This is a genomic window from Streptomyces sp. NPDC001880, assembly GCF_053594575.1.
Map to the genome: position 1 here is coordinate 128050 of NZ_JBSFET010000001.1, position 19980 is coordinate 148029.

The 19980-nt window shown below is 70.7% G+C and carries 15 protein-coding genes and 3 pseudogenes; 8 read left to right on the forward strand and 10 right to left on the reverse strand.

The window, feature by feature from the left end:
- Positions 1–52 precede the first annotated feature (52 nt).
- The 3 genes and pseudogenes from ACWCQ6_RS00635 to uvrA form a co-directional block, all read right to left on the reverse strand.
- Positions 53–367, reverse strand: a pseudogene (locus tag ACWCQ6_RS00635) (hypothetical protein); the annotation flags it as partial.
- A 251-nt stretch (positions 368–618) separates the two neighbouring features.
- The gene (locus ACWCQ6_RS00640) at positions 619–1047 is read right to left on the reverse strand and encodes a Rieske (2Fe-2S) protein (RefSeq protein WP_451084583.1); all 429 of its coding nucleotides are present in this window, start codon (positions 1045–1047) and stop codon (positions 619–621) included.
- A 452-nt stretch (positions 1048–1499) separates the two neighbouring features.
- Positions 1500–4559, reverse strand: coding sequence for an excinuclease ABC subunit UvrA (gene uvrA, locus ACWCQ6_RS00645; protein ID WP_451084584.1), 3060 nt, complete (start codon positions 4557–4559; stop codon positions 1500–1502).
- A 175-nt stretch (positions 4560–4734) separates the two neighbouring features.
- Here uvrA and ACWCQ6_RS00650 point away from each other — a divergent pair, with 175 nt between their 5' ends.
- Complete coding sequence (locus tag ACWCQ6_RS00650) at positions 4735–5421, forward strand: maleylpyruvate isomerase family mycothiol-dependent enzyme (RefSeq protein ID WP_451084585.1); 687 nt, start codon at positions 4735–4737, stop codon at positions 5419–5421.
- Positions 5422–5431: 10 nt separating this feature from the next.
- The gene (locus ACWCQ6_RS00655; RefSeq protein WP_451084586.1) at positions 5432–6088 is read left to right on the forward strand and encodes an MBL fold metallo-hydrolase; all 657 of its coding nucleotides are present in this window, start codon (positions 5432–5434) and stop codon (positions 6086–6088) included.
- Between the two features lie 103 nt (positions 6089–6191).
- Here the strand turns inward: ACWCQ6_RS00655 and ACWCQ6_RS00660 are convergent, their stop codons facing one another.
- The 5 genes from ACWCQ6_RS00660 to ACWCQ6_RS00680 all read right to left on the reverse strand — a co-directional run bounded on the left by ACWCQ6_RS00660 (position 6192) and on the right by ACWCQ6_RS00680 (position 13382).
- On the reverse strand, positions 6192–7196 hold the full coding sequence (locus ACWCQ6_RS00660) for a TerC family protein (protein ID WP_451084587.1): 1005 nt from the start codon (positions 7194–7196) through the stop codon (positions 6192–6194).
- Positions 7197–7507: 311 nt separating this feature from the next.
- Positions 7508–9400, reverse strand: a complete 1893-nt coding sequence (locus ACWCQ6_RS00665) for a TerD family protein (protein WP_451084588.1) — start codon at positions 9398–9400, stop codon at positions 7508–7510.
- Positions 9401–9605: 205 nt separating this feature from the next.
- Positions 9606–10184, reverse strand: coding sequence for a TerD family protein (locus ACWCQ6_RS00670; RefSeq protein WP_451084589.1), 579 nt, complete (start codon positions 10182–10184; stop codon positions 9606–9608).
- 130 nt (positions 10185–10314) lie between these two features.
- Positions 10315–12435, reverse strand: coding sequence for an excinuclease ABC subunit UvrB (gene uvrB, locus ACWCQ6_RS00675; protein WP_451084590.1), 2121 nt, complete (start codon positions 12433–12435; stop codon positions 10315–10317).
- Positions 12436–12497: 62 nt separating this feature from the next.
- A complete protein-coding gene (locus ACWCQ6_RS00680) occupies positions 12498–13382 on the reverse strand; it encodes an MHYT domain-containing protein (protein ID WP_451084591.1) in 885 nt (294 codons plus the stop codon).
- A gap of 381 nt (positions 13383–13763) precedes the next feature.
- Here ACWCQ6_RS00680 and ACWCQ6_RS00685 point away from each other — a divergent pair, with 381 nt between their 5' ends.
- The 3 genes and pseudogenes from ACWCQ6_RS00685 (at position 13764) to ACWCQ6_RS00695 (ending at position 16800) form a co-directional block, all read left to right on the forward strand.
- The gene (locus ACWCQ6_RS00685) at positions 13764–14714 is read left to right on the forward strand and encodes a glycerophosphodiester phosphodiesterase (protein WP_451084592.1); all 951 of its coding nucleotides are present in this window, start codon (positions 13764–13766) and stop codon (positions 14712–14714) included.
- Between the two features lie 47 nt (positions 14715–14761).
- A pseudogene (locus tag ACWCQ6_RS00690) lies at positions 14762–15303 on the forward strand (methylated-DNA--[protein]-cysteine S-methyltransferase).
- A 177-nt stretch (positions 15304–15480) separates the two neighbouring features.
- Positions 15481–16800 (forward strand): MFS transporter, encoded by a 1320-nt coding sequence (locus tag ACWCQ6_RS00695; RefSeq protein ID WP_451084593.1) that lies wholly within the window; start codon positions 15481–15483, stop codon positions 16798–16800.
- Positions 16801–16896: 96 nt separating this feature from the next.
- Here the strand turns inward: ACWCQ6_RS00695 and ACWCQ6_RS00700 are convergent, their stop codons facing one another.
- The gene (locus ACWCQ6_RS00700; protein ID WP_329816937.1) at positions 16897–17259 is read right to left on the reverse strand and encodes a cupin domain-containing protein; all 363 of its coding nucleotides are present in this window, start codon (positions 17257–17259) and stop codon (positions 16897–16899) included.
- Between the two features lie 152 nt (positions 17260–17411).
- On the opposite strand from ACWCQ6_RS00700, the gene ACWCQ6_RS00705 reads away from it, so the two are divergent.
- Both ACWCQ6_RS00705 and ACWCQ6_RS00710 read left to right on the forward strand, forming a co-directional pair.
- Complete coding sequence (locus ACWCQ6_RS00705) at positions 17412–18377, forward strand: pseudouridine-5'-phosphate glycosidase (protein WP_451084594.1); 966 nt, start codon at positions 17412–17414, stop codon at positions 18375–18377.
- Complete coding sequence (locus ACWCQ6_RS00710) at positions 18374–19270, forward strand: carbohydrate kinase family protein (RefSeq protein ID WP_451084595.1); 897 nt, start codon at positions 18374–18376, stop codon at positions 19268–19270. Before ACWCQ6_RS00705 ends, ACWCQ6_RS00710 begins: the two co-directional genes overlap by 4 nt.
- 51 nt (positions 19271–19321) lie before the next feature.
- On the opposite strand, the pseudogene ACWCQ6_RS00715 reads toward ACWCQ6_RS00710, so the two are convergent.
- Positions 19322–19486: pseudogene (locus ACWCQ6_RS00715) on the reverse strand (uridine kinase); the annotation flags it as partial.
- Between the two features lie 113 nt (positions 19487–19599).
- Here ACWCQ6_RS00715 and ACWCQ6_RS00720 point away from each other — a divergent pair.
- The gene (locus ACWCQ6_RS00720; protein ID WP_451084596.1) at positions 19600–19965 is read left to right on the forward strand and encodes a nuclear transport factor 2 family protein; all 366 of its coding nucleotides are present in this window, start codon (positions 19600–19602) and stop codon (positions 19963–19965) included.
- Positions 19966–19980 lie beyond the last annotated feature (15 nt).

A 19980-nucleotide genomic window follows, 5' to 3' on the forward strand; every position in this document is an offset into this window, starting at 1 on the left:
TCCGGGACGCGGATCGCGGGAACGCGCCCCGGAGCACGGATCAGTGGGTGCCGCTTCCCTTCCGGACGTACCAGGCGTCCACCTGCGGCTCGCGGAACACCGTCCCGCCGGGCAGCTTCCGGGCGCCCGCGGTGGCGTACCGCGTCTCGTCGTCGCCGGTGGCGATGTTCACCACCTGCCGGCCGCTGTCCTTCCCTTCCTTCGGAAGGGTCCACAGCGACGCCTTCCGGCCGTCCGGGGCGACGGCCGTGGTGGCGAGGTGGTCCAGCCTTGCGACGGGCGCCCCCGGCTTCCCGGCCACGAAGTCCGGATCGAGGGTGTGTACGGGCACGGCGGCGCCCTCGGTGCGCGGTGCCGCCGCCGACCTGGCGATGGTGTTGCCGGAGGCCGCCCCGCGCTGCCGGTGCGGTGCCGACGCTTCGCCCAGGTCTCGGCGGGGGCGCCGCGCGGCGCCCGTACGGATCTCACGCTGACCGGCAGGCACCGGACCGTTCACCTGGTGGAACAGGGGGTACGGCCCGGTCTGGTCGGCATCGACCGGGACTGGGAGTGAACCGGCCCCCGGCCCGCGTCAGGCGTTCGGGCCCCAGTGCCGTCAGGCGTCGGGCCCTGGCCGTGTCAGGCGTCGGGGCCCGCGACCAGCTTTCCGCCCTCGACCCTGACCGGGACCGAGGGCAGCGGCGCGGTCGCCGGACCACGCATCGCCTTGCCGGTCGTGGTGTCGAAGTAGCTGCCGTGGCAGGGGCACGTCCCCACGTTGTCCTCGACCTTGTCCAGCAGGCAGCCCGCGTGGGTGCACTGGGCGCTGAACGCCTTGTACTGGCCCTTGGCCGGGCAGTTCACGATGACCCGCTCGTTGCGGTAGAGCTTGGATCCGCCGACCGGGACCTCGTCCGGCGCGCCGAGCGCGACGGGGGCGGTCGGCGTCGGCGTCTGGGCGTGGCCGAGCTTCGATTCGGTCGAGCAGGCGGCCACTCCCAGCCCGGCGGCGCCGGCGAGAGCGGCACCCTTCAGCACGGTACGGCGGGCGGCGGGCTGGCCGGACATGCGGTCTCCACTGGTCGAAGGGGTGGATGTGCACCGAGCGCGGCCGAAGCGCCGCGGGTACCAGGAGTGCCGCGGGCATCGGAGCCGTCAGAGCCATCGGTGCCATCGGTGACAGAACTGACGATACCGGCGGAGACCGAAGGCCCTGCGGCCGGGCCACCCGAGAATGGTTGTTCCTGGTCAGCGGCTTGGACCGACCGGCATTGGGGGGCGGCGTCGCGGGGCCGGGCACGCGCATCCGCCGCGTCGTCGTCGATCGACAACGCTCCTTCCCCGAGCTCTCAGCCGCGTTCGAGCAGGGGAGACCCAACCCGCCTCGCAGCCGCACGCACCCGGCCCCGCTCCTTCCCCCACGCCCCCCAAATTGCCGGTCGGTCTTGAACGGCCCGCGGTGGCAGAACGCGGGCGGCGGCCCCCGGGAGTCCGGGAGCCGCCGCCGCGACGCGCGGTTGTCAGGCCTTGCGCGCGCGGGTCGCCTTCTTCGCCGCGGGCTTCTTCGTCGCGGCCGTCTTGGCGGTCTTGGCCGTGGCGGACTTCGCGGTCTGGCCCGCACCCGTCCTGACCGTGGCCGTCTTCCTCGCCGGGGTCGACTTGGCGGCCACTGCCTTCTTCACGGCCACCTTCCGCACCGGCTTGCGGGCGGCGGGCACCGCGGCCTCGTTCACCCGGTCCGGGTCCAGGATGTCCTGGAGGAACTTGCCGGTGTGGCTGGCCGGAACACCGGCGACCTCCTCGGGAGTGCCCTCGGCGATGACCAGTCCGCCGCCGCTGCCTCCTTCGGGGCCCATGTCGATGACCCAGTCCGCGGTCTTGATCACATCGAGGTTGTGCTCGATGACGATCACTGAGTTGCCCTTGTCGACCAGCCCGGAGAGCACCTTGATGAGCTTGCTGATGTCCTCGAAGTGCAGACCCGTGGTCGGCTCGTCCAGGACGTAGACCGTGCGGCCGGTGGAGCGCTTCTGAAGCTCGCTGGCGAGCTTCACACGCTGCGCCTCACCACCGGAGAGCGTCGGCGCGGACTGGCCGAGCCGCACATATCCGAGGCCCACCTCGTTGAGCGTACGGAGGTGGCGGGCGATCGTCGGAACGGCCTCGAAGAACTCCAGGCCCTCCTCGATGGGCATGTCCAGCACCTCGGCGATCGACTTGCCCTTGTAGTGGACCTCCAGAGTCTCCCGGTTGTAGCGCGCTCCGTGGCAGACCTCGCACGGGACGTACACGTCCGGCAGGAAGTTCATCTCGATCTTGATGGTGCCGTCGCCGGAGCAGTTCTCGCAGCGGCCGCCCTTGACGTTGAAGGAGAAACGGCCCGGCAGATAGCCGCGCACCTTCGCCTCCATCGTCTCCGCGAACAGCTTGCGGACATGGTCGAAGACACCGGTGTACGTGGCCGGGTTGGACCGGGGCGTGCGGCCGATGGGCGACTGGTCGACGTGCACCACCTTGTCGACCAGGTCGTCGCCGTCGACCCGGGTGTGGCGGCCGGGGACCGACTTGGCGCCGTTCAGCTCGCGCGCCAGGTGGGTGTAGAGGATGTCGTTGACCAGCGTCGACTTCCCCGAACCCGAGACGCCCGTGACGGCCGTGAGCAGGCCGAGCGGGAAGGAGACGTCGATGTCCTGGAGGTTGTTCTCCCGGGCGCCGTGCACCGTGAGCCTGCGCTGCGGGTCGACGGGGCGCCGGACGTCGGGCATCGGGATCGACTTCTCGCCGTTCAGATACTGACCGGTGATCGATTCGCCGTTGGCCAGCAGCTCCTTGAGCGATCCGGAGTGGACCACGTTGCCGCCGTGCTCACCGGCGCCGGGGCCGATGTCGACGACCCAGTCGGCGACCTTGATGGTGTCCTCGTCGTGCTCGACGACGATGAGCGTGTTGCCCATGTCGCGGAGCCGGACCAGGGTCTCGATCAGCCGGTGGTTGTCCCGCTGGTGCAGGCCGATGGACGGCTCGTCCAGCACGTACAGCACGCCGACCAGGCCCGAGCCGATCTGGGTGGCGAGCCGGATGCGCTGGGCCTCGCCCCCGGACAGGGTGCCGGCCGCGCGGTTGAGCGAGAGGTAGTCGAGGCCGACGTCGACCAGGAACCTCAGCCGTTCGTTGACCTCCTTCAGCACCCGCTCGGCGATCTTCTTGTCGCGGGCATTGAGCTTCATCCGGCCGAGGAACTCGGCGCACTCGCTGATCGACATCGCGGCGACCTCGGCGATGGACTTCTCCATCACCGTCACCGCGAGGACGATCGGCTTGAGCCGGGTGCCCTCACAGGTCGGGCAGGGCACCTCGCGCATGTAGCCCTCGAAGCGCTCCCGGCTGGAGTCGCTCTCGGCGTCGGCGTGCCGCCGCTTGACGAACTGCACCGCGCCCTCGAAGGCGGGTGTGGTGTACGCACGCTCGCGGCCGTAGCGGTTGCGGTAGCGGACCTCGGTCTGGATCTTGTGACCGTGGAGCAGGGCCTTCCTGGCCCGCTGCGGCAGCCCGGCCCAGGGGATGTCCGTACGGAAACCGAGGGCGTCGGCGAGCGCGTTGATCTGACGGCCGAAGTACTCCTTGGTGTGGCCGTGCGACCAGGGGTGGATCGCGCCCGCGTCGAGCGACCTCTCCTCGTCGGGGACGATCAGCTCGGGGTCGACCTCCATCCGCGTACCGATGCCCGTGCAGTCGGGGCAGGCGCCGAAGGGCGAGTTGAAGGAGAAGGAGCGCGGTTCGAGCTCCTCGAAGGAGAGGTCGTCGTACGGGCAGTAGAGGTGCTCGGAGTACATCCGCTCACGCTCGGGGTCGTCCTCGGGGAGGTCGACGAAGTCGAGCACGACCATGCCTCCGGAGAGCCCGAGCGCGGTCTCGACCGAGTCGGTCAGCCGGCGCTTGGCGCTGTCCTTCACCGTGAGACGGTCGATGACCACCTCGATGGTGTGCTTCTCCTGCTTCTTCAGCTTGGGCGGCTCGGAGAGCTGGATGGTCTCGCCGTCGACCCGGGCCCTGCTGTAGCCCTTGGTCTGCAGATCGGCGAAGAGGTCGACGAACTCGCCCTTGCGCTCACGCACCAGCGGCGAGAGCACCTGGAACCGGCTGCCCTCGGGCAGGCCGAGCACCTTGTCCACGATCGCCTGCGGCGACTGGCGCGAGATGGGCCGACGGCACTCCGGGCAGTGCGGCTTGCCGATCCGGGCGAAGAGCAGCCGGAGGTAGTCATAGACCTCGGTGATGGTGCCGACCGTCGAGCGCGGGTTGCGCGAGGTCGACTTCTGGTCGATGGAGACGGCGGGCGAGAGGCCCTCGATGAAGTCGACGTCCGGCTTGTCCATCTGGCCGAGGAACTGGCGGGCGTACGAGGAGAGGGACTCCACGTAACGCCGCTGGCCCTCGGCGAAGATCGTGTCGAACGCGAGGGACGACTTGCCCGACCCGGAGAGCCCGGTGAAGACGATCAGGGAGTCGCGGGGGAGGTCGAGCGAGACGTTCTTGAGGTTGTGCTCGCGAGCGCCACGGACGATGAGACGGTCGGCCACGCCGGTCCGCACCTTTCTGGAGAGAAGTGGGGGAACTGAGCCCCTGTCCCAGGGTATGGGGGGCGCCACAGCGATGTACGAAGCTTTCGACTCCGAGCGTATAGCACGCACATTCGATTTACGGACGCTCTCGGATTCCTTCACCCGAATGAGTGGCGAGGCTAGGCTCAGCCTCATGATTGATCATGCGCACGACCTGCAAGCCGTACGTGAAGCAACCGATCGGCTGCTCAGCGCCACCGCAAAATTGGACGCCGCCGCACTGGCCGAGCCGTCGCGACTCCCCGGCTGGAGCCGGGGTCATGTCCTTGCGCACCTCTCCCGTAACGCCGACGCGCTCGCAAATGTTCTCCAGGGCCGGCCCATGTACGCAGACAGCGAAACCCGCGACCGCGACATCGAGCGCGACGCGCCCCGGCCACCGGCCGAGCAGCTGGCCGACCTGTCCGGGAGCGCGGACCGCTTCGCGGCCGCCGCGGCCACGGCCGACTGGTCCCGCACGGTCACCCTGCGCAACGGCGTCACGGACTCCGCCTCCCGGGTCCCCTTCCGCCGCCGGGTCGAGGTCGAGCTGCACCATGTCGACCTGGAGATCGGGTACGAGCTGGAGGACCTGTCGGAGGAGTTCGTCGCCCGGGAGATCGAGTTCCTCGCCGAGCGGTTCGACGGGCACCCCGCTGTCGTGTCCACGAGGCTGGACGACGGCCGGGGGCAGATCCGGACGACCGGAGGCGGCGCGGAGGGTGGTCCCGTCACTGTCCGCGGCGAGGCCCCCGAACTCCTCGGCTGGCTCAGCGGGCGCCGCGACGGGGCGGCGCTGACCGTCGAAGGCGGCCCGCTTCCCGCACTGCCCCCGCTATAGGCTGAGAGACATGACGTACAGCGGAGCGGTCAAGGTCGGTGGGCGTGCGGACGTGCACGAGCTGACGGATCTGATGATCTCCAAGGTCGCCGTCGGCCCGATGAACAACAACGCGTATCTGCTGCGCTGCCGGGCCACCGGCGAACAGCTCCTGATCGACGCGGCCGCCGAAGCCGGCACACTGCTGCGGCTGATCGGTGACGACGGCATCGCGTCCGTCGTCACCACCCATCGGCACGGCGACCACTGGCAGGCGCTGGCCGAGGTGGTGGCGACCACCGGAGCACGTACCTACGCCGGGCGGTACGACGCCGAAGGCATCCCGGTGCCGACCGATGTCCTCGTCGACGACGGCGGCACGGTCCGGGTGGGCAAGGTCGCACTGACAGCCCGTCACCTCGTGGGTCACACCCCGGGCTCCATCGCACTGGTCTACGACGACCCGCACGGTGCCCCGCACCTGTTCACCGGGGACTGTCTCTTCCCTGGCGGGGTCGGCAATACGCACAAGGACCCCGAGGCCTTCGCGAGCCTGCTCCACGACGTGGAGACCAAGCTCTTCGACCAGCTGCCCGACGAGACATGGGTCTACCCGGGCCACGGCCACGACACCACGCTCGGCGACGAGCGTCCGCAGCTGCCGCAGTGGCGCGCCCGCGGCTGGTGACACCGGCCGGGGCGGGTCCGCGCGGGTGAGGTGAGCACCGGCCGGGGCGGGCAACGATCCGTTGCCCGCCCCGGCCGGTTTCGGTTTCCGTCCGTCGCAGTGGTCAGGCGCCTACGCCGGCGTCCTTGCCCGCGGTCTCGTCGGCGTCCTCGGCCGACTCCGCCCTGGCCTGCTTCCTGCCGGCCATGAGACTGGTGATCGTGGTGATCACCAGCACGCCGCAGATGACGCCGAGCGAGACCGGGATGGAGATCTCGGGGACGTTCACCCCGGACTCGTGCAGTGCGTGAAGCACCAGCTTCACCCCGATGAAGCCGAGGATGGCCGAGAGCCCGTAGCTGAGGTGAACCAGCTTCTTCAGCAGCCCGCCGATCAGGAAGTACAGCTGCCGAAGCCCCATCAGGGCGAAGGCGTTGGCGGTGAAGACGATGTACGGGTCCTGAGTCAGACCGAAGATCGCAGGGATGGAGTCCAGGGCGAACAGCACGTCGGTGGTGCCGATGGCGAGCATGACGACCATCAGCGGCGTCAGGACACGCTTGCCGTTGCTCCGGATGAAGAGCTTGGTGCCGTGGTAGCGGTCGGCCACCCCGAAGCGGCGCTCGATCGTCTTGAGCAGACGGTTCTCCTCGAACTCCTCCTCTTCCTCACCGGCCCGCGCCTCCTGGATGAGCTTCCAGGCGGTGTAGATCAGGAACGCGCCGAAGATGTAGAAGACCCACGAGAAGTTGGCGATCACGGCGGCACCGGCGGCGATGAAGATCGCCCGCAGCACCAGCGCGATCAGCACACCGACCAGCAGCACCCGTTGCTGAAGGTGCGAGGGAACCGAGAACTTCGCCATGATCAGGACGAAGACGAACAGGTTGTCGACACTGAGCGACTTCTCGGTGATGAAGCCGGCGAAGAACTCGCCTGCGGCCTGGCTCTCGCCGAAGAGCAGCAGACCGAGCCCGAAGAGGACGGCCAGTGCGATCCAGACGATCGTCCAGATCCCGGCTTCCTTGGTCGTCACTTCATGAGGCTTGCGCCCGATGAAGAAGTCGACGGCGATAAGGGCTGACAGACCGAGAATGGTCAGCACCCAGAGGGTCCATGAAACGTCCACTGCGCCTCCGGCAGTTCGCTACGGCTACTGATCAGCGTCGTCGCTGCCGGAGGTCTCTTCCACCCGGGCGCACGGGCTGCGCGCCACGGGCCGGCGCCCCGGGACCGGTCACGGTCCGTATTGACGGGGACACCGCGTATGGGAGTACTCCCCTCCGCCCAAAGAACAGTACAGGAAACGCCAAAGAAAGGTAAAGAAGAGGGTAAAGGTCAACCAAAAGCGCTGGTAGGAGTGATGAGAGCAATGCCGGGCGTACCGGCCCAGGTGCGGGCCGGTACGCCCGGCTCGGTTCGGTGCCGGTACGCCGGGGCTCAGAAGCGCCGGGGCCGACGGGCCGCGGCCACCTTGGCGAGCACCTGTTCCAGGACCCGGCTGCCCTGCGGGATCCGCGGCGGCTCGTACGTCCAGGCGTGCCCCACCCAGGGATCGGCCAGGTGGTCGTCGGCGACCGGGGTGAGCCGGAGCAGCGAGCGCCACAGCGGGTCGAGCACCGGCCCGTACCCGCCGGCGTCCTCCCGGTCCGCGACCATCAGCAGATGGACGCCGACCGAGGGCCCCTCGTCGGCGAGGTAGCGCAGCTGGGTGACGGCCCGGTCGTCGAAGCCGTGCGGGAAGTCGTTGACGATCAGCAGCTGCTCGCCCGTGTCCACGTCCGGCGGCAGCGAGTCGGCGGCGCCGGCCCGGATCGCCATCTGCACCAGGTCGACGCGCCGGGTGAGATGGGCGAGGACCGTGGCCACTCCTCCCGCTCCGGAGGCGGGCGGCCCGGCAAGCACCCCGGACCGGACCAGGGGAGCGAGCGCTGCGGCCCCCGAGCCCGCGGGGTCGATGGCATGGACCGAGAACTCGTCGGCCGGGTAGACGGCCAGCAGCCTGGCCGCGTGCGCGACCGCGCTCTCCATGGCGAGGCCGCGCAGCCGGGCACTGTCCAGCACGGCAGCGGCCTCGGACGCCGTACGGCCGCTGTCGATCCAGATGCCGCGCTCCAGCGGCAGCCGGACCAGCAGCGGGATGTGCAGGCCGGGGTTCTCGGGCAGGTGGAGGTCGCCGATGCGCAGCGCCATCGGGGTCTCCATCGGGACGCGGTAGGCGTGCCAGACGGGGTTGTCCCAGCCCGCGAACGGGGCGGGCAGCGCGGGCTCCACCACATCGGCCTCGGCGGCGAGCTGGGCGAGGTCGCGGTCGAGGGCCTCGCGGGCCCGGGCGGTCAGCTCGTCGCGCTTGGCCCGGGCCTCCTGGCGGGCCCGGTCCCCCGCGCCGCCGATCCGGCTGCGCGGGTCGGACAGGGTCCGATCGAGTTCCTGCTCCATGCGGGACTCGGCGAAGTCGACGGCGCTGCGGTAGGCGGCGGTGGTGCGGGCCAGGTCCTCGAACATGCCCCAGATCTGGTTGTAGAGGCGTTCGTCCATGGACCAGCCGGTCGCGTCCCCGGCGACGGGCTCTGCGGGGCGGCCCGGCTCGGCGGGCGGCGCGGTGGGCGGGGGTGCGGCGGCCTGGCGGCGCGGGTGCGCGTAGTTGATGGGCCCGCCCGTCGGGGCGGCGGGCGGCTGAGCGGCGGGCCGGCGGCCGGCCGGGGGCGGCACGGGACCGGCACCGGACCCGACCCGGCCGGCGTCCGGGGTGCGGGGCGGCGGCGGGGCGACCGAGCGGGCCATCGCCCGGGTGACCGCGTCCTGGATGGAGTGGGCGAGCTCGGCGGCTCGGGTCAGGCCCTGGTCGGCGAGCATGGCGGCGAGGCCGCCCGCGTAGCCCTGGCCGACGGCGCGTACCTTCCACGCGCCCTGACGGCGGTAGAGCTCCAGGGCCGCGACTGCGGACTCGGTGTCCAGTCCGGTGAGGGTGAAGGTGGCGATCTCTGTGCCGTCGAGCCCGGTGACGGCGACGAACGGGGAGGCGACCGCGCCGAACCGGACCGGGCCGCCGACTCCCGTGGGCAGGGCCAGCAGCACGGTGACCCGGTGCACCGAGGAGGGCAGGGCGTCGAGGTCCACGGCGAGCCGGTGGTCGGCGGCGGCCTGCTTGGACACTTCGAGCCCGGGGAGCTGGGGAGATCCCGGGTGGGCGACCCATTCGGTGCCGTGCACCGTGCCGTTCTCGTCGCCGAGCGTGGCACCGGCCACGACGGGCTTGCCGGCCGATACCCGGATCTCCAGACGGGTCTGGGGCAAGGTGTGGTTCTGCCCCCGGACCAGCTCGGCCGTCATTGCCCTGTCCCCTCGACGAGTCACTGCTGTGTGGTGCGCCGCGTGCGGTGCGGCGCTGCGTGGTGCGGTGCTGTGCGGTGTCATGCGGTGCGGTGTCATGCGGTGCAGCTCCCGGCGGCCGATGCCACCGGGAGCTGCGGGTACTGATGTGTACCGGCCCGGAGGGTGCCGATGGTCCTCGGCGCCCTCCCCCGGTCGGGCCTGCCTACAGGTACGGCAGGATCGCCGGCATCAGGTCCTGGAAGGTACGGCCGTTGGCCGGGTTGCCGAGGGCCGTCATCTGCCAGGCGTTCCCCGAGCGGTGTACCTTCGCCATGATCTGGGCGGTGTACTGCCCGCCGCCGTTCAGCGTGTAGCGGGCGAGCTCCTGGCCGTTGGTCTCGTCGACGATGCGGCAGAAGGCGTTCTGCACCTCCTGGAACGTCTGGCCGGTGAAGGAGTTCACCGTGAAGACGATCTGGTCGATGTGGACCGGCACCCGCTGCAGGTCGACGAGGATCGCCTCGTCGTCGCCGCCGGAACCGGCGCCGCCGACCAGGTTGTCCCCGGTGTGCTTGACCGAGCCGTCGTCACTGACGAGGTGGCGGAAGAAGACCACGTCGACCGGCTGCTTGTCGGCGAAGAGCACCGCCGATGCGTCGAGGTCGATCTCCCGTGTACGTGAACCGAACAGACCCCGGCGCGGTGCCGCCTGCCAGCCGAGCCCCATCCGCACCGCGGTCAGGGTCCCCCCGTCGCTCTTCTGCAGGCTGATGGCCTGACCCTTGGTCATATTGACCGTCACGCGCTGTCCCCTCTCCGCTTTCCCCGCAACCGTCCGTGCGCGGTTTCCAGCACCCTACGCAGTCGCGCCGTTGGCGCGGCCGCTCGGGGCCGTTTTGTGTCGGTCCTGCAACACACCGGATGCGGCGGGCTCAGGCAAGGCCCGCTTCGCGCATCTGGCGCAACTCCTTCTTCAGCTCCCCGACCTCGTCGCGCAGTCGCGCCGCCACCTCGAACTGGAGGTCCGCGGCGGCCGCCCTCATCCGGTCGGTCATCTCCTCGATGATTCCGGCGAGTTCGGTGGCGGGCCGGTCGGTGACCGTTTCGCCGCCGTTCCTGGCCTTCTTGGACGCGGCCGCCTTGACGCCCAGCGCGGGAACGGGTGCCTTGGCGCCCTTCGCCTGGCGGTAGCCGGTGCCGAGCAACTGCTCGGTGTCGACCTCCTCGCGGGCGATCGTCGCAACGATGTCGTTGATCTTCTTCCGCAGTGGCTGCGGGTCGAGACCGCGCTCGGTGTTGTACGCGATCTGCTTCTCGCGGCGGCGGTTGGTCTCGTCGATGGCCTGCTCCATCGCCGGGGTGATCTTGTCCGCGTACATATGGACCTGTCCCGAAACGTTTCGGGCGGCGCGGCCGATGGTCTGGATCAGGGACGTCCCCGAGCGCAGGAAGCCCTGCTTGTCCGCGTCGAGAATGGCGACGAGCGACACCTCGGGCAGGTCGAGGCCCTCGCGCAGGAGGTTGATGCCGACCAGTACGTCGTACTCGCCGGAGCGCAGCTCGCGCAGCAGCTCGATGCGGCGCAGTGTGTCGACGTCGCTGTGCAGATAGCGGACCTGGATGCCGAGCTCCAGGAAGTAGTCGGTGAGGTCCTCGGCCATCTTCTTGGTGAGGGTGGTGACCAGGACCCGCTCGTCCTTCTCGGCGCGTGTGCGGATCTCGTGCACCAGGTCGTCGATCTGGCCGTCGGTGGGCTTGACGACCACCTCGGGGTCGACGAGGCCGGTGGGGCGGATGATCTGCTCCACGAAGCCCTTGCCCCGGGACAGCTCGTACTTCCCGGGGGTGGCGGAGAGGTAGACGGTCTGGTTGATCCGGCTCAGGAACTCCTCCCACTTCAGCGGGCGGTTGTCGAGCGCTGAGGGGAGCCGGAAGCCGTGGTCGACGAGGGTGCGCTTGCGGGAGGCGTCGCCCTCGTACATCGCGCCGATCTGCGGCACGGTGACGTGCGACTCGTCGAGGACGAGGAGGAAGTCCTCGGGGAAGTAGTCGAGGAGGGTGTTGGGGGCGGTGCCCGGCGAGCGGCCGTCGAAGTGCATCGAGTAGTTCTCGACGCCGGAGCAGGTGCCGATCTGCCGGAGCATCTCGATGTCGTACGTGGTGCGCATCCGCAGCCGCTGGGCCTCCAGCATCTTGCCCTGCTTCTCCAGCTCGGCCAGTCGCAGCTCCAGCTCCTGCTCGATGCCGCTGACCGCCTTCTCCATGCGTTCGGGACCCGCGACGTAGTGGCTGGCGGGGAAGACGTGGAGGGACTGGTCCTCGCTCATCACCTCGCCGGTGAGCGGGTGGAGGGTGGAGAGCGCCTCGATCTCGTCGCCGAACATCTCGATGCGGACGGCGAGCTCCTCGTAGACCGGGAAGATCTCGATGGTGTCGCCGCGGACCCGGAAGGTGCCCCGGGTGAACGCGAGGTCGTTGCGGGTGTACTGGATCTCGACGAAGCGGCGCAGCAACTGGTCCCGGTCGATCTCGTCGCCCACCTTGAGCTGGACCATCCGGTCCACGTACTCCTGGGGCGTACCGAGGCCGTAGATGCAGGAGACGGAGGCGACCACGACGACATCGCGCCGGGTGAGCAGCGAATTCGTCGCGGAGTGGCGCAGCCGCTCGACCTCCTCGTTGATCGAGGAGTCCTTCTCGATGTAGGTGTCCGACTGCGGGACGTACGCCTCGGGCTGGTAGTAGTCGTAGTACGAGACGAAGTACTCGACGGCGTTGTTGGGCAGCAGTTCACGGAACTCGTTCGCCAGCTGCGCGGCGAGCGTCTTGTTCGGTGCCATCACGAGGGTGGGGCGCTGCAGCTTCTCGATCATCCACGCTGTGGTCGCCGATTTACCGGTGCCGGTCGCGCCGAGCAGGACGACGTCCTTCTCGTCGGCGCGGATGCGCCGCTCCAGCTCGGCGATGGCCGCGGGCTGGTCGCCGCTGGGCTGGTAGGGACTGACGACCTCGAAAGGCGCCACCGAACGTTCGATCTTCGAAACGGGCCGCATGGAACCACCGTACGACCCGCCACCGACAACCGGACGGGGTCAGCCGATGTGCCGGGCCCGGATCACCATTCTCCCGGTGGCGCGGGGTCGCGCGGCCGGGAGTGGAACGAGGCCGGGTCGGCATGCGTGCCGAACCGCGGCACCTGCCGGTGGGCCGACGTCCCGGGCGGCCGGCCGGCCCCCGCGTTCCTCGGGTCGTTCCAGTCCGGGGTGCCCATCACCATCAGCGGATCGAACATCACGACCACCGCGGCAAGGATCAGGAAGCAGCCGGGGCCGATCAACAGCGGCAGCAGCGGCGCGGCAGCCACATCGGCCACGGCGGTGTCGGGGCGGGCGCCGGGGTGCAGATGGACGCTGAGCGCGGCCATGCCCGTGTAGTGCATGCCGCTCACCGCGACGGCCATGACGACGCTGGCCCCGAGGCTGGGCAGGAAGCCGTGGACAAAAACGGCCGCCCAGAGCGCGGTGGTGGCGGCCACCACAGCGATGACGACGGAGAGGGTCACAGTGATCGTGTCGTACTCGAACTGTCCGTCGAGGCGCATTCCGGCCATGCCCAGGTAGTGCATGGTGGCCACGCCGAGCCCGGTGATGGTGCCGCCCGTCACCAGGGCCATTGCGGTGGCGCCGCGGTACCCGACGATGAAGATGCCGACGCCGACCATGCCGACGGCGACCGCGAGACTGGCGAAGGTGATCGGCTTGTCGTAGCTGATGGCCACCCCTTCGACGGAGAAGCCCGTCATCGCGATGAAGTGCATGGTCCATATGCCGGAGCCGATGGACGTCGCACCGAGGGCCAGCCAGCCGGCCTTGAAAGAGCGCTCGGTACGCAGCGAGCGGTTCGTGCAGCGCAGCCCGAGGGCCGCGCCGAGGCAGGCCATGAGGAAGGCCACGACGGGCGTCACCGCTCCGTAGCTGAAACCGTCGATCGTGCCCTGCATGCTCGTACGCCCTTCGCGGAAGCCCGGGTTTCGGGGTGACCCCAAGAGGCTGTCGGGTGGCCTCCGACCGGGCGGCCACGCCCTGGCGCGCACGCTTTCCCGCGTTGTCGTCGGTCGACGACGCTCCGCGTCGCCTTCCTCCTCCGCCTTGGAACCGCACGCGCCGGACCGCGTCCGCTTTCCGGTCCGAGGTCACCCGACAGCCTCTAAAGCGCGAGTCCCGGCAAACAAACAGAAGAGCTGCATGTTATCGAGCGGGGTTTCGGCCCGTGACCCGGCATCGGCCGCCACGTTCACGTTGTGTCCATCCTTCGCCTGTCCCCCGTTGGGGCGCGGCTGTCACTCTCAGCCCGTCCGCAACTTCTGACGCAAGGAGTACACGTGTACGCACGCACCGCAATCGCCGCTCTCGCCGCAGCGGCCCTGATGGGCACCGGCGCCTCTCTGATGTCGGCCACCGACGCGCGGGCCACGGACCGGACCGCGACCGGCACCGGGCACGTGACCGCGGTCTCCGACATCAGCACCGTGAGCGACAGGACCAGGGACGCGAAGCGGACCGCCCCCGTCGTCTTCGCCCACCGGGGCGCGTCGGCCTACGCACCGGAGAACACCCTGGCCGCCGTCGACAAGGCCGACGACCTCGGCTTCGACTGGGTGGAGAACGATGTCCAGTTCACCAAGGACGGTGTGCTGGTGGTCATGCACGACACCGATCTGAGGCGGACCACCGATGTCGAGGAGGTCTTCCCGGACCGGACCTCGTGGGCGGTCAAGGACTTCACGGCGGCGGAGATCGCCCGGCTGGACGCGGGCAGCTGGTTCGGCCCGCAGTTCGCCGGGACCCGGGTGCCCACGCTCGAGCAGTACCTGGACCGGGTCGAGCGCAACCGGCAGAAGCTGCTGCTGGAGATCAAGAGCCCCCAGACCTACCCGGGCATCGAGAAGGAGACCCTGCGGGTGCTGAGCCAGAAGGGGTGGCTCGACCGCGCTCATGTGAAGAACCGGCTCGTCATCCAGAGCTTCGGCGCGGACAGCGTGAAGAAGGTGCACCAGCTGCGCCCGGACGTCACGACGGGCTTCCTCGGCACCCCCGCGGCGGCCGACCTGCCGTCGTACGCGGCCTTCACCGACCAGATCAACCCCTCCCACACATCCCTTTCGGCCGACTACGTGAACGCGGTGCACGCGCTGAAGGGCGCGCACGGCAAGAAGCTCCGGGTCAACACCTGGACGGTCAACGACGCGGCGAACGCCCAGAAGGTGGCGGGCCTCGGCGTGGACGGGATCATCACCAACAACCCCGACGTGGTGCGCGAAGCCACGGGCTGAACCGGGGCCGCGGCCGGTTGTCGGTGGGCGGCCGTACGGTGGATCCCATGAACAGCAACGGGGTTGTCGAGTGGGCCGTCGTCGGGAGCGACATCGGCCCGCTGCTCCTTGCCTCGACCGGCGCGGGCCTGGTGAGCGTGGTCTTCCACGCCCGCCCCGAGATGCGGGGCAGGGCCCTCGGGCAGCTGCGGACACGGCTCGGCGCGGAGCCGGTGGAGAGTCCCGGCTCCGACCGGCTCGCCGAGCCGATACCCGGCTCGCGGCGTACTTCGCGGGATCGTCGCGGGGGTTCTCGCTCGACCTGGACCGGTCGCTGACCTCCGGCTTCAACCGTCAGGTGCTCCGCGAGCCGGCCACGAGCGTGCCGTACGGGACGGTCGTCGGACACGGGGAGCTCGCCGGGCGCGTGGGCCGGCCGGGTGCGGCGCAGGCGGTCGGGGTGGCCATGGCGTCCAATCCGCTGCCGGTGGTGGTGCCGTGCCACCGGGTGGTGGGGAGCGACGGCGGACTCGGTGGTTTCGGCGGGGGGCTCGACACCAAGCGGCAGCTGCTGGCACTGGAGGGCGTGCTGCCCCAGCCGCTGTTCTGAGCCGGCCGCCGGAGCCTTCGCACCGGGCCGGCCCCTGGTGACCGCCGCCGTGGTGGCGCGCGTGCCCGGTCCGACCGCCCGGAGCGACAACGACGGATCGTCCAGCGACCATGGTGGCGCGCGTGCCCGGTCCGACCCCCGTTTCGCACCCGTGTACGTCACTGGCACACTTCGCCAGTGACCAACACCCTCGATGCACCTGACACCCCCACCGGGCCCGGCCGTCCCGCCACACCGGTCTCGGCAGCCGATCTTCCCGGGCTGCGGCGCCGAACGTCCGCGGTGCTCGTAGGCAGCCAGATACTCGGCGGCCTCGGCGTGCCCATCGGTATCGCCCTGGCCCCCGTGCTGGCCACGGAGGTGAGCGGCTCCGAGGCGCTGTCCGGTCTGGCCCCGACCGCTTCGGTGGCCGGGACCGCGCTGCTCTCGCTGCCGCTGGCCGCGCTGATGACCTCGCGCGGCCGTCGCCCCGGTCTCGTACTGGCGTATCTCATCGGTGCGCTCGGCGCGGGGCTGGTGGTCCTGTCCACTCTCGTGGAGAGCTTCCCGTTGCTGCTGCTCGGCATGGCCGGGTTCGGTGCGGGTTCCTCGGCCAATCTGCAGGCCCGGTTCGCCGCCGCGGACCTGGCCGAGCCCGACCGGCGCGGCCGGGCGATCTCCACCGTCATCTGGGCCACCACGATCGGCTCCGTTCTCGGGCCGAACATCGCCGCCCCGGTGGGCCGCGTCTTCCGCGGCTCCGCGATATCCGAGCAGGCGGGCCCGTTCGTGTTCGCGGCCGGAATCTTCCTGCTGGCGGCCGTGGTGGTCTTTGCGCTGCTGCGGCCGGACCCGCTGCTCACGGCGCGGGCGCTGGCTCCGCAGGGCGACGAATCCCGGGCCGGCCGTTCGCTGCGTGCCGGAGTCGCGGCGGTCCGGGCCTCGCCGATGGCACGGCTGGCGCTGGTGACGGTGGCCGTCTCGCACACAGTGATGGTCTCGATCATGGTGATGACCCCGGTCGACCTGGGGCACCACGGCGCCGGACTCCAGCTGATCGGCCTGGTCATCAGCGGCCACATCGCGGGGATGTACGCGTTCTCCCCGGTGATGGGCTGGCTGTCGGACCGCTTCGGCCGGCTCGCGGTGATCGGTCTGGCGGTCGGGCTGCTCTCCTGCGCTGCGCTGCTCGCCGGAACCGCGGGCGCCAGTCACGGGCAGACGGCGGCCGGTCTCTTCCTGCTCGGTCTCGGCTGGTCGGCGGGGCTGGTCGCCGGTTCGGCGTTGCTCACCGACTCCGTGCCACAGGCCGCCCGCGCCGCCGTGCAGGGTCTGTCGGATCTGACCATGAACACGGCGGCGGGCATCGGCGGAGCCGTCGCCGGGGTCATCGTCGCCCGAGCGAGCTACGGCTGGCTGAACGTGGTCGGAGCATGTCTGCTGCTGCCGATGGCGGCGCTGGCACTGCGCCGGGCACTCGCCCGGCCCACAGCACCGGCGTCCTCACGCGACGCCTGATGCTCCTGAGACCCCGGATGGCTTCTGATGCCTCAGGGGGTGCTGATGCTTCAGGTGCTGCTGATGCCTCAGGTGCTGTTGATGCCGTGGATGGCTTCAGAGGCTGATGTGGTACGCCTTGCGCAGCGTCTCGTGCACGGTCCACGTCGTACGGTCGCCTTCGCGCAGCACACAGGCGTCCCCCGGCCCGAGCTCCAGCGTCGCACCGCCCTCGACCACCACAGTCGCGCGGCCGCTGACGACCACAAAAAGTTCGTTGGCCTCGGTGTCGGTGACCACGCCGGGCGTGATCTGCCAGATCCCGCGCAGCTGCTTGCCGTCGGGCGACTCCCAGAGCACCTTGCCGGTCACCACGGGTTCGCCCGAGACGATCTGTGCGGGGTCGAGCGGTTCCGGTTCGAGTTCGGCGTCCGGAATGTGCACGACGAACGAGGCAGGAGCTTGATCAAATGTTGTCATGGCCGGTCACCTTAGCGACCGCTGGAAGACGACTCGGCAGCAGGCTGCGTCAGAACCGGTCGACGGAATTCCGGTCCGCCCGACCGGCCCATGAGCGGCCGCCGCCCCGGTCGCACGTTTGAGGCAGCTGCACCCGCGACAGGGATGTGGACATGTCATCCAACGCCTCGCACAGCGCACATCCCTGCGCCCCCGCCCTCTCCGCCGAAGTACGGGCGGCCCTCGCCACGCACCACCCCGTCGTGGCCCTGGAGTCGACGATCATCGCCCACGGTCTGCCGCGCCCGCGCAATCTGCGGGTCGCCGAGGAGCTCGAAGGGCTCGTACGGTCCGCGGGCGCGGTACCCGCGACCATCGCCGTACTCGACGGAAGGCCCCGCATCGGCCTGGACAAGGACCAGTTGGAGCGGGTCGCCACGGACCCCGCGATGCGGAAGCTGGGGCACAGGGACCTCGCCCCGGCCCTGGCTACGGGCGCGAGCGGGGCGACGACCGTGTCCGCGACGGCGTTCCTGGCCGCACGCGCGGGCCTGCGCGTCTTCGCGACCGGCGGCCTCGGCGGCGTGCACCGGGAGTGGACCCGGACCCAGGACGAGTCCGCCGATCTCCGGCTGCTCGCACGGACCGGCATCACCGTGGTGTGCGCGGGGGTGAAGTCGATCCTGGACGTGCCGGCCACGCTCCAGCGCCTGGAGACGCTGGGCGTCACGGTGCTCGGATACGGCACCGACCGCTTCCCCGGCTTCTATCTGACCAGCTCGGGCGAGCCGGTCGACTGGACGGTGCGGACACCCGAGGAGGTCGCCGAGGTGATGCGGGCCCAGGACGAGCTCGGCGGTCCGGATTCCGCCCTGATCGTCGCCAACCCCGTTTCCGTGGCTGACCAGTTGGATCCAGCGCTCCACGACCGTGTGCTGGCCGAGGCGCTGGATGAGTGCCGGGAACGCGGCGTCGTGGGCCAGGCCGTCACACCCTTCCTGCTGGACCGGCTGATGCGGAAGACCGCGGGCGCTTCGCTGGAGGCCAATCTGGCGGCCGTGCGCAACAACGTGTCGCTGGCCGCGCACATCTCCGGCGCGTGGGCCACCACGCCCCAGGACCCGGCGGTCCGACGATGACCGACGGCGGCCTGCTCGTCGTCGGGGACGTGGTCACGGACGTGGTGGCCCGGCACGCGACGGCACTGGTCCGCGGCACGGACACGGCGGCCCTGATACGCACCCTGCCCGGCGGCGCGGGGGCCAACGTCGCCTGCTGGGCGGCCCGTTCGGGCTGTGCGGACGTGCGACTGCTGGCCAGGGTCGGCGCCGACAGCGCGCACTGGCACCGGGACGCGCTGCGGCGGGCGGGGGTGCGCTGTCTGCTGGCCGTCGACGACGACGCGCCGACCGCCACCGTCGTCGCGCTGGTCGACTCCGCGGCCGAGCGCACCTTCCTCACCGACAGCGGCGCCGTGCTCCGCCTCTCCCCCGAGGACTGGTCGCCGTCGATGCTGGACGGCGTCACCCATCTCCATCTCTCCGGCTACCTTCTCTTCGCCGCGACGAGCCGTGCGACGGCCCTGCTCGCCCTGCGGGAGGCGCGGCGGCGACGGATCCCGGTGAGCATCGACCCGGCCTCGGCCGGATTCCTCGCCGAGCTGGGCGCCGACCGGTTCCTGGCCGCGGCGGAGGGCGCCGGCCTGCTGCTGCCCAACGCGGACGAGGCCCGGCTGCTCACCGGGCTGCCCGAACCGGCCGACGCTGCAGCCAAGTTGAGCCTCCTGGCCGACCGGGTGGTCGTCACGCTCGGCGAGGGCGGGGCGCTGCTCGCCGCCGGGGGCGCGGTGACCCGGCGCGTCCCGGCCGTCCGGGTGCGCGGGGCGGTGGACTCGACCGGTGCGGGCGACGCGTTCACCGGCGGTTTCCTCGCGGCGCACCTGGCAGGGGCGGACGACGCCTCGGCCGTGGCGGCGGGCTGCCGGGCGGGCGCGGAGGCGGTCACCACCGTGGGTGGCCGCCCCGGCCCCTGACCCACGGCATCCGCACCTGGCCACGACACCGGTCCGCAGCCCGGCCCGTGATCAGGCGTCGGGCCGCGGCCCGGCCCACCCCGTCCAGGCCGGGTGCAGCGGATCGTCGGCTCGTACGACCGCGTCCGCGCGGTCGCCGGGCGCCGCCTCGTCCTCGTACCGCGCGAAAGCGGGCAGGGTCCAGCGCTCGCCGTCCCCGGTACGCCGCCGCAGCGCACTCAGTCCCGGCCGTCCCACCAGCGGGGCGTCCTCCCCGTTCATGGCCGCTGCCTCCCGTCGCCCGGAAAACGCTCCGACCCCGGCGCGTCCGCCTCCTACGATCTTCCTCCATGGACCTCGAATTCGCCCGCACGTTCGCCGCCGAGTGGCTGGACGGCTGGAACTCCCATGATCTGGAACGCATTCTGACGCACTATCACGAGGACGTGACGTTCAGCTCGCCCGTCATCGCGCAGATGACCGGCGACGCGTCCGGCACGGTGCACGGCAAGGAGGCGCTGCGTGCGTACTGGGCCACGGGCCTGGAGCGCATCCCCGAGCTGCGGTTCGAGCTGGTGGACGTCCGGGTGGGTGTCCATGCCCTGGTGATCGACTACCGCAACCAGATCGGCGGCCGGGTCAGCGAGGTGCTGACCTTCCGCGACGGGCTGGTGATCTCCGGCTTCGGGGCGTACGGGGAGACACTCGCCAACTGACTCAGACCGACCGCC